This window comes from Pontimicrobium sp. MEBiC01747, from assembly GCF_053601635.1.
Genome location: NZ_JBSHNS010000276.1, coordinates 1 through 10,337, shown reverse-complemented (window position 1 = coordinate 10,337; position 10,337 = coordinate 1). Strand labels below are relative to the sequence as shown.

Genomic DNA, 10,337 nt, shown 5'->3' with positions numbered 1-10,337 from the left:
TTAAATCGGAAACAACAACTTCTTCTAAAGCTAATGCTAATTCTGTTAAAGTAATTTTAGAATTGCCAAACTTTATCCAATCATTAGTTACCCTAACTTTAATAGATTTATAACCTAGGTACGATAAATGCAACGTATCGTTAGCTTTAGCTTTAAGTTCGAATGTACCATCTTTAGTAGTAGAAGTACCTATAACTTGATTTATGTTTACAATATTAACACCTTCTAAAGCTTTATCTGTAGAAGCATCTACTATGGTTCCTTTGACTTCTGTATCTTTTTCTACCTCTTGCGCATAACAAAATGTAGTGCCAATAAGTAAAGTAAATAAGATTAAAAAGTGCTTCATATTTAAGTATATAAGAATTGTAAAAATAGTAAAGAAATTAACACACTATATAATACAGGTCGTTATTTTGACTAAAAATTAACAAATAAGTTTAAACTTGTCTATTAAAAAACTGAAGATTTACACTATTAAATGCTATGGTTACCTAAAAAAACACCTCAAACAATTTTAAAGTTTGAGGTGTTTTTTACTATTAATTATCTTCTTGAACGCCTTGGTCTAGAGGCACCAGCGTCTGAGCGTCTAGAGCGAGATTCATTGTTATCACTGCGTCTTCTATCATTACGTTTAGAATCGTTTCTAGGGCCACTAGAACGTCTGTCGTTACGTCTTCTGTCTCCACCACCTTTTTTATCATCTCTACGTCTTCCGCGACCTCTACCACCTCGGTTAGGTTTATCTTCAGTAATTTCTACATTTACAAAACGACCATTGTGCTTAAAATCTGTAAAGAAAGCTAATACTTTTTCTTGGTGTTCTTTTTCTGTATTAAAGAAAGAGAAAGTGTCTTTTGTATCTACTTTAAAAACATCATCGCGGCCTAAGCCTAATTGCTCTTTTAAAAAGTCTTTTAGCTTCATCCAATCGAAACCATCTTTTTCACCAACGTTAATAAAGTAGCGAGCGGCTCTACCTCCAGAGCGACTTTCTCTACCAGAGTCTTGACCTGGTTTAATATTTAAATCTTTAGCTTTTTGGTAATAGTTAAAGAAACGAGTAAACTCTACAGAGAAAAACTTTTTAATTAATTCTTCTTTACTAGTATCTTCAAATAATGCATTTATATCTTCTAAATACTTATCAATCTCATGATTAATTTCTGTATTATGAATTTTATTTGCTAAAGACATTAATTGTACTTCGCAAATTTCCATTCCGTTAGGAATTTCTTTAAGCTCAAACTTTTTGTTTATAATGCGCTCTATGCTTTTAAGTCTACGTACCTCACTCTTTGATACAATAACCATAGAAACCCCAGTTTTTCCTGCACGTCCAGTTCTTCCAGAACGGTGCGTATAGGTTTCTACTTCGTCGCTTAATTGGTAGTTAATTACATGTGTAACATCGTCTACATCTATACCACGAGCTGCTACATCTGTAGCTACTAGCATTTGTATTTGGCGTGATCTAAATTGTTTCATCACAATATCACGTTGATTTTGACTTAAATCTCCATGTAATGCACCTGCACTATAACCATCTTCAATTAACTGTTCTGCAACTTTTTGAGTATCTCTTTTTGTTCTACAAAATATTACCGAAAATATATCTGGATTAGCATCGGCTAAACGTTTTAAGGCTTGGTAACGGTCTCTTGCATTTACTAAATAGTATTCATGAGATACGTTATTTGTACTCTGGTTTTTGTGTCCTACAGTAATTTCCTGTGGGTTAACCATAAAGTTTTTTGCTATTGCTGCTACCTCTCTTGGCATGGTAGCAGAAAATAACCAGGTGTTTTTATCTTCTGGAGTATGTGATAAAATATCTGTAATATCTTCTTTAAACCCCATGTTTAGCATTTCGTCGGCTTCATCTAAAACAGAATATTCAATTTTAGAAATATCTACCAAACGTCGGCTAATCATATCTTTCATACGACCAGGAGTTGCTACAATTATTTGAGCTCCACGTTTTACTTCTCTTGCTTGATCTGTAATACTAGAACCACCATAAATAGCAACAACATTAAGACCATTACAGTATTTACCATACTGTTTCATCTCGTTAGCAATTTGTAAACAAAGCTCACGAGTTGGTGATAAAATTAAACCTTGTGTTGTGCGGCTATTAATATCAATTTTTTGAAGCATAGGAAAACCAAACGCTGCTGTTTTTCCTGTACCAGTTTGTGCTAAAGCAACTAAATCGGTTTCTTCTTCTAATAAAATAGGAATGGCTTTGTCTTGGACTTCACTCGGTTTTTCGAAACCTAAATCTGTAATAGCATTTAATAAGTCTTCGTTAAGACCTAAATCTTGGAATGTGTTCATTCTTGTAATAAGTATTTCAATGTCATCATTATGTTGGTGTTACATATAGAAGCGCATCGAACATACTTAACCTAAAACTTCTAGTAACACATCCTCTCTCTGAGGAATTCAATAAAACCACTTGGGTTTCAGCGTGCAAAGGTAAGACTTTATTTAAGAATAGCAATAGCTAGTTTGTGTGAGGAATAATAACTTTAAGTATTTCTTAATCCCTCTAGATAAAGGCAAAAAGAAATACTTAAAAGTTAAAAAACTAATTTAAGGTTTATTATGATTAAGAGAGTTATGATTACCAGACGTCGTTCCATCAAAAGTACTGCAACCATTAGAAGATGTAATTTTAGTCCCTCCTTCTTGTTTTTCATTAGAACCACCTTTTACATGTAATAATTCGTTTACATTTAATTCAACAACTGAATTTTTTCTATATGTAAGTGGAGTTGATTTTGTTTTCATAATGTAAAATGTTAGGGATATTAATTATGTACTATTTTTTTGTTTTTATAGTATCAATAGTAGCCGTAGTTGTTGTTATAGTTTCTAAAGTGTTACAGCCAGCAGAAGATGTTAATTTAGTGTTGCCTTCAAGTTCTTGTCCTGTACCACCATTAATTTGGACTAATTGTTTTAGGTTTAATTCTACAATAGAGATTTTGTTTAATTCAAAAATGTTTTTTCTTGTTTTCATGATTTTAAAATTTAATAATTAAAAGAATTGAAAAGTTTAAATATTAATGGTAGTTGTTTTCAAATGTATAATATAATCCCTTTGTTTTAAAGGAATGATAATGTCCGATTTATAAATTGGGCACACTTTTTTAAGTATTAAACCTAGTATAATTGTAACTTGTACTTTAAATACTATCTTAAACGAAAAGTAATAAATATGGCTAAATATCTTCTTATTGTTTTAAGTACTCTCTTGATGTTTTCTTGTTCTAATTTTCAAGACGAACAAATGGCAAAAACAAGTGAATACTACTTTAGAGAATTAACAAAGAATATGTTTAGTGAACCGGCTAAAGCAATTTTATTTTCAAAAAAGTATATAGAAGTAAATAAAAAACGAAACATCAATGATAGTATTCTGTTAGGATATGGTTGTTTAACCATGGCTTTTTATAACAATAATGAGTTAGATAGTATTACATATTACACAGAAGAAGCGTTAAAATATACTAATACACCAAAAAAAAGATTTTTAACCCAAGTCGATTTAGCAGATGTTTTTCAAGAATATAATTATAACCAAGCAGCTCTAATACTTTATGAAGAAAGTCTAAAGCTAGTAAAAGATAATAATTTAAGTAAGAATGATGAAGATTATGTAAATCGGGAGATTAATTTTATTAGGTATAAAATTCATCAAGTAGAAGATAGGGCGTTGCAAGGGCGAATAAAAGCATACGAAAAAGCATTAGGAGGCGATGATATGAGACAGCTTAGATATACAAGGTTGTATCTAATACAAGCTTTTATAGAACATAATATGCCAAATGAGACTTTTAAATTAATAGAAGAAGGTCTTATCGATTCAAAAGCGAGAAATAATATTAAGTTTCAATATTTGTTTAATAAAATGAAGGCTGAAGCATATCTACAAAAAGAAGAATTTAATTTAGCTTTAAAGTTTATTAATATAGCTAAGGAATTAGTAAAAAAAATACATCATAAAAAGTATGCAGTTGAAGCTGAATATATTTTAGCAAGAATCTACGAAAAACAAGCTAAATATAATTTGCAAGTAAATATCCTAGAAGATATTATATGTGAAAATAAGAGAGCTACTTTAAAAGATTTTTATAAATACTATAAGTTATTAACTAACGGATATTTACAGTTAGGAAATATTGATAGGTATGTAGAATATAGCCAAGCTTATACATTAGAGGTAGAGCAGCAGGCAAAAAGAGATATGGAAGCGTTGTCAAAATCTCATGAAATTACCGAAACAGTAAAAGCGAACATAATAGCTGATCAGAAAAATGAGAAAACCAATTGGATACTAGCATTTCTAGCTGTATGCCTCATTTTACTATTATTCTTTATAAGACATAAAATTATTGAAAATAAAAATAAAGAGTTATTTAATAGTTTAATGGATAAGATAAAAACTTACGAAGCACAAGAACTTAAAAACGAGCCAATGTTAAATATAAAAGGAGATGGTGCTACTAGGTCTGTTTTTAAAGAATCGAAATATAATATCCAAAAAGAAAAGCCAAAATTTAATGCCAATGATGATAAATTTGAAGCGATATTAGAAAAGCTTAAAAAATTGGAAGCCAAGCATTATTATTTAAAACAAAATTGTACGTTACATAGTACCGCAAAACAATTAAAAACCAACACCTCTTATTTATCTAAAGTTATAAATAATCACTTAGGAAAAAATTTTAGTACCTATATTAATGAATTAAGAATAAACTATGTTGTTCTAGAATTAAAGAGAAATAAAACGCTTAGAGCTTATTCCATTAAAGCTATAGCAGAAGAGATTGGTTATAAAAAAACTAGTACGTTTTCTAAGTATTTTAAAGAAATTACAGGTATTTCCCCTTCTGTGTATATAAAGAATTTATCTAAAAAAACTTAGGTGTTTAATTTAACAAGTTTCTGGCTCTTATTATAAAGAATTGATTTTCATAATTATGGGCTGTCGAATTTTTAAATTGGAGAAGCTAAATAAATTACGGATGACGCTAAAATGATTTTTTGTGACATAAAACGGATATAAAATCTAGAAATACTATTAAAAAATAAGCATATTTAGCGATGGAGTAATAGTATATACTTTTGAAGTTAAAATAGCATCATAATACAGAGGGTTTAAAGCTTCTTTTAAAAGGAAAATTAGGAAAGGCAAATATTAAAAAGGTTACTTAAGTTGGTGAGAGATTAACAAAAAGTTGCCATATTCTGGCAACTTTTTGTTTTGCTAACTATAAATTAGTGTGTAATTGCAAGGCTTATTCCTATTCCTATTACTATACCACATGCCATAGTAGTAGTAATAGCAGTAGCTGTAGAGCTTCCTCCTTCAATTTCTAATAATTGATTTGGATTTAATTCTATTACTGAATTCGTTTTAAAATCTAATTTGTTTTTCGTTTGCGTTTTCATAATTTGTGTTTTAAATTTATTGTTTAAGATCTCGTTAGTTTATAGTGAAATGAGATAATTATCACTTATATATAAGTAAACTAGCTTATGTTATAGAAGTTATTTGTATTGTATATTTCGATAAAGTCGATGACTATTAATAATCTATATATATAGCGTGATTTACTTACTAAATACTAATTTGTGTTATACAACAGAATCTGTTATATTTCTAGTAATGATTGTAATGATGTCTATTGTACCTAATGTAAAACCACCTCCGTTAATTGTTTTTAACTCCTGATTAGATAATTCTAAAATTGATTTTTTGTTAAATAGTAACAGGTTGTATTTTTGTGCTTTCATAATGTATTCGTGTTTTTGATTGATGATTGATTTTCGATTAAGAGTTAGTTTTAATCTTTAGAACATAGAGTGTCCGACGAAAAAGTAATTATCGTAGCGATTGTATACCAACCTCCTGTTACTTCTTGTAATTGGCTATTACTTAACTCAACTAATGCATTCTTCTTAAACTCTAATGTTTTTGTTTGTGTTTTCATAATTTGTGCTTTAATTATTTTTACTATTACTAGTGCATCCTATATTATAAAATGTATGTAACTACTTATATTTGATGACTCAAAGAAATCTTAAAAAAAAGAAGTAAGCAAACTAAGTTTAACCCATATTTATAAATATGGTAAATGTGAATTTATTTTATAAGTATCTTATATTTAGGGGTTTGTGTTGGTTTTTGTTGGGGAATAAACTACTGTGTTAAAGGAGCCTGTATCTGGAAATGAGATTGTTTTTTTGAAAGAAAAGGAAAGAAAATTGATTTTTGAGTAACAATTTTAAACAGTTAGGGCTTTTGCCATTACATAAATTCAGAATCAAATAAAAGAGAAATTTTTAAGATCATTGAATAGCCTATAAAGCATAAGAGTAATGAGGGAATAATATAAGGAGCTTTTGAAATTTTATTTCTTTAACTTATGAGTTTAGTAAAATGTTTAAAATAAGTATCTTTAGTAGCCGTTTTAAAAGCGTCTTTTAGAGTGTTATTTTAACTGAGATAAGTTGTTTATTGCCATTATCATTGGAATTAATACAACTAAAAAATTGTATTAAGCATAGTAATTGAATTAATTTCCTTATTTTATATAGTATTCAAAAAACCAACCAATTCCATTACCGCTTTTCCGCGATGTCCAATTTTATTTTTTAAATCTAAATCTATTTCAGCAAAGGTTTCGGTATAACCGTTAGGTTGAAAAATAGGGTCGTAACCAAAGCCTTTATCACCTCGTTTATTAGTCGTAATTTCACCTTCGCAAATGCCTGTAAATGTTTCCAGTTTGCCATTTAAATGCAAAGCAATAACCGTTTTAAACTGTGCGTTTCTAGTGTTCTTATCTTCGAGATTATTTAATAATAAATTCATATTATTGTTAGCATCTCGTTGAGGTCCTGCATAACGTGCAGAGAATACACCTGGTTCCCCGTTTAGGGCTTCAACTTCTAAGCCGGTATCATCTGCAAAGCAATCGTAGCCATAGTTTGTTTTTACATAGTCGGCTTTTTGTATAGCATTCCCTTCTATGGTCGGTTGGGTTTCTGGAATATCCTCTAAGCAATTAATATCCTTTAGGCTTAACAATTGTATATGTTTTGGGATTAAGCTTTGTACTTCTTTTAGTTTATTTAAATTATTTGTAGCGAATACGAGTTGCATGGTGTTGTATTTTAGAAAATCAAAAGTAACACTTTAAAACGTTTTCTTTTTTAGTAAAATTAATGCTAGAACAAAATGCTAAGTAAAATTTAAATAGAAGTATTGGTTTTATTTCATTATAGAAAGTATTATGCTAAACTTTTGAGTTGGGTATTAACTCAAAATAGCTATTAATTATATAATACTGGTTTGCAAAGCACTATTTCATAAAAAACCTAACCTTTAGTATAAAGAATATTATTTTAAGTTATAATTAATATAGGGATAGCTAATTACTACATAAGTGGGAGTACTTATTAATATCATTACCATTTTTTAAATAATAGGCGCTTATTAAATCATTTTTAATACTCTATTTTATGCAAATTTACTATCTTATGATTAAAAATATACGAAATAGAGTAGGATGAAGTACTAAATACTATTAATAATGATGTAGATAATAAAGTAGTAATATACTATCCCTGTTTTGAAAGCTACTTCAAGGGGTTTTTATTTCATATAACGAGTATCGCTTACGCTTACTATTTTCCATTTTGAATCTATTTTAATTAAAGTAAAAGCATTAGTTCCTGTATGCGATAATTTATTATTTCTGTAAAAATCATAAGGCACCCATGCCATTGCTAAATCTCCGTCTACAAATACTTTAGTGTTATAGATTTTTTCATCTAAATCATCCTTAGTAGTGTTTAGCCATTGTTTTATATTTTCGAGATTAACAGGAGGAGAATCTACAGTCTTTTTAGAGTTATTATTTTTATCTATAGTAATATTATAGCTAGAAGCGTGTTCATGCCACGATTTAATGGCTAAATCCCCATTACGTTCTCGCATCCCGTTATGGAATTGTATAATAGTATTTAGTACTTCGCTATGTAATATATCGTTACTGCTACTGGTTTTGTTTTTAGTATTTGAACAAGAACAAGAAAGGAGAGTTATTATAATACATAGTAGAGGGTGAGTTATTTGTTTCATTATAGTTATTTTAAAAATAATTGAGTATTAATACTTGCACTTCCCCAATTAAAATTAGGACCCGTTGGAGACCACATGTTAAAACGATATGTGTTTGAGGAATTACTATGCTGTTCTACATAGCCATTTAATGAAATGGTTATTGTAGTGTTTGTTGGACTAGATGGAAAGTATTTTAAATAAACGCATGAAATAGTTGTCATTCTAAAAATACTATTACCATTATCAGGAATTATAGTAGATTTTCGGGATCCTGATGGATCCTCAACACCGTCAATTAAAAAACGAATGCCACAGTAAGTAAAAATTGGATTAGAAGGAGATGAACTTACACCCAGTGGAACAGAATAATTAGTAATAATTAAGGCTTCTTTATTAGCTGGTATGGTAATGGTATTAGTTAAACCTAAATCTATATTATTTACTGTATTAATTCCAGATACAGTAGCATCTACGTTACTCATAGCAGTATCAAACTCTACTTTAAATAAGGTAAAGAAGGAAGACTGTGTAACATTACCATCTGAATTTGTTGTTAAAAAAGTAGAATTGGAGTTAGATGTTGGGATGTCTCTAACTCTCAATGTTCCATTAACGTCCAATGTCTCGGTGGGATTAGTTGTATTGATACCAACTTGAGCGAAAGATGCGTAGGTATGTGCCAACGTAATTAATGTGATCCAAAAAGATAAATAATATTCTTTTTTAATAATCATGCTATAGTATAAATCTCAGGTGAAATTGCATGATTTAATTATAGTTGAAGCTATTTTAGTAGTATACAAAAAGTAACAACTTAGTAGTTTTAAAGTTTCTGTTCTGTGTAAATTGTTGTTTTTAAGTGTTTTAAATGTTGTGGTTGTTTAGATTAATAGCTTAATAAAATACAAGAAGTATTTAGGTAAAACCTTAAAAATAGAAGTAATAATTATAATTCTTTTATAAAAAGAACTAAATCATCTTCCCTATTTAATTCCATTTTTTTTCTAATCCTGTAGCGATTCATTTTTACAGAGTTAAGAGATGTTTTTCTAATATCGGCGATTTCTTTACTACTTAAGCCAAGTCTAATGAGTTTACAAATTTCAATTTCTGATTTAGATAAATTTGGAAAACGATTAACTAGAGTCTTATAAAATAAATTATCAATTTTTTCAAAATCGCTAATTAATTTATCGTTTAAATTAGTATTAACTTTAGATTTATGTCTTGTTATAACAGATTTTATATCATTAAGAGAAACTTGGTCTTGTTTAGACACTTTAATTATTTCTTTAATTAATTCGTCTTCGAGCTCTAATACTGTTTTAAATTGATTTTTAATATTTTCAATATCTTTATTTCTATTTAACAAGAACTCTTTGTTTTTATCATTTTCATTGGTTACATGTGCGTAGTTATTAATTAATTTACGATACTTAGATTCTTTTTTGCGGTAGTAAAAGTAAACAATAGCAATACCCAATAAAATAATACCAATAAGAATTAATAGTTGTTGCTTTAGAGCATTATTCTTATATGTTTTTTGGGATAAAGAATTATTGAATTGTTCTTTTTTTATTTCTAAGAAATCTGAGGTAACTCTATTAGATTCAGTTTTATAATACCCAATTCCCTTAACTAAAAAATTAACATAGTCATTATAAGATAAAATGTTAAGGCTTGATAAATTATCTAGATTTAAAATGTCATCATAAAATTGTTTAATATCTGTTATCAAGTGTTCGTTTAATTTAATTATGTCTACAGCTTTAACTATGGCGTTAGTTTTTAATGCATTTTCTTTAAAGATTACATTATACTCATTTGTAGATTGATAGTTGTCTTTTAGTAGTCTATGAATATTTAAACGAATATTAATTAATTCAAAAGTGTCTGTTTGTTTTACTCTATAATTTAAAACACGCTTATAGTTTGTTATAGACTTTTTAGTGTTATTTTTTAATTTATTAAGGTGTCCAAAGTTTTCAATAACATTGTAGTAAAACCTTTTATGATGGAGTTTTAGAGTATCTAAGGAAGATAATGATCTTTTTAAGTAATCTTCTGCTATAGTATATTTTTTTTCTTGTAAAAGGAGTAGTGCGATATTGTTGCTCGATGAAGAATAAAATATTGGATCTTTTAGAGTTTGTGTACAATTAGTTGCTTTTTCATAATATGCTCTACCTTT

Annotated in this window: 12 protein-coding genes; 1 reads left to right on the top strand and 11 read right to left on the bottom strand. The window is 28.5% G+C overall.

What is annotated here, in order from left to right; all coding sequences use genetic code 11:
• From ACVC2P_RS09115 to ACVC2P_RS09100, 4 genes are all read right to left on the bottom strand, one after another.
• Positions 1-349, bottom strand: a 349-nt coding sequence (locus ACVC2P_RS09115) for a carboxypeptidase-like regulatory domain-containing protein (protein ID WP_452598165.1), incomplete at its 3' end; no start/stop codon positions are given.
• A 197-nt stretch (positions 350-546) separates the two neighbouring features.
• Complete coding sequence (locus tag ACVC2P_RS09110) at positions 547-2,343, bottom strand: DEAD/DEAH box helicase (protein ID WP_452598164.1); 1,797 nt, start codon at positions 2,341-2,343, stop codon at positions 547-549.
• A 258-nt stretch (positions 2,344-2,601) separates the two neighbouring features.
• Positions 2,602-2,799 carry a hypothetical protein gene (locus tag ACVC2P_RS09105; RefSeq protein WP_452598163.1) on the bottom strand — a complete coding sequence of 66 codons (198 nt, stop codon included), beginning with the start codon at positions 2,797-2,799 and terminating at the stop codon, positions 2,602-2,604.
• 31 nt (positions 2,800-2,830) lie between these two features.
• A complete protein-coding gene (locus ACVC2P_RS09100; protein ID WP_452598162.1) occupies positions 2,831-3,031 on the bottom strand; it encodes a hypothetical protein in 201 nt (66 codons plus the stop codon).
• A 198-nt stretch (positions 3,032-3,229) separates the two neighbouring features.
• On the opposite strand from ACVC2P_RS09100, the gene ACVC2P_RS09095 reads away from it, so the two are divergent.
• Positions 3,230-4,939: a helix-turn-helix domain-containing protein gene (locus tag ACVC2P_RS09095; protein ID WP_452598161.1), complete on the top strand. Its 1,710-nt coding sequence runs from the start codon at positions 3,230-3,232 to the stop codon at positions 4,937-4,939.
• A gap of 353 nt (positions 4,940-5,292) precedes the next feature.
• Here the strand turns inward: ACVC2P_RS09095 and ACVC2P_RS09090 are convergent, their stop codons facing one another.
• The 7 genes from ACVC2P_RS09090 to ACVC2P_RS09060 form a co-directional block, all read right to left on the bottom strand.
• Positions 5,293-5,466: a hypothetical protein gene (locus tag ACVC2P_RS09090; protein WP_452598160.1), complete on the bottom strand. Its 174-nt coding sequence runs from the start codon at positions 5,464-5,466 to the stop codon at positions 5,293-5,295.
• A 186-nt stretch (positions 5,467-5,652) separates the two neighbouring features.
• Positions 5,653-5,811, bottom strand: coding sequence for a bacteriocin (locus ACVC2P_RS09085; RefSeq protein ID WP_452598159.1), 159 nt, complete (start codon positions 5,809-5,811; stop codon positions 5,653-5,655).
• 50 nt (positions 5,812-5,861) lie between these two features.
• Positions 5,862-6,008, bottom strand: coding sequence for a hypothetical protein (locus ACVC2P_RS09080; RefSeq protein ID WP_452598158.1), 147 nt, complete (start codon positions 6,006-6,008; stop codon positions 5,862-5,864).
• Between the two features lie 599 nt (positions 6,009-6,607).
• Entirely contained in the window at positions 6,608-7,183 is a 576-nt protein-coding gene (locus tag ACVC2P_RS09075) for a non-canonical purine NTP diphosphatase (RefSeq protein ID WP_452598157.1), read from the bottom strand.
• A 492-nt stretch (positions 7,184-7,675) separates the two neighbouring features.
• Complete coding sequence (locus ACVC2P_RS09070) at positions 7,676-8,164, bottom strand: hypothetical protein (RefSeq protein WP_452598156.1); 489 nt, start codon at positions 8,162-8,164, stop codon at positions 7,676-7,678.
• Between the two features lie 5 nt (positions 8,165-8,169).
• Positions 8,170-8,829, bottom strand: a complete 660-nt coding sequence (locus ACVC2P_RS09065; protein ID WP_452598155.1) for a hypothetical protein — start codon at positions 8,827-8,829, stop codon at positions 8,170-8,172.
• Between the two features lie 263 nt (positions 8,830-9,092).
• On the bottom strand, positions 9,093-10,337 hold a 1,245-nt coding region (locus tag ACVC2P_RS09060; RefSeq protein WP_452598154.1), incomplete at its 5' end, for a helix-turn-helix transcriptional regulator.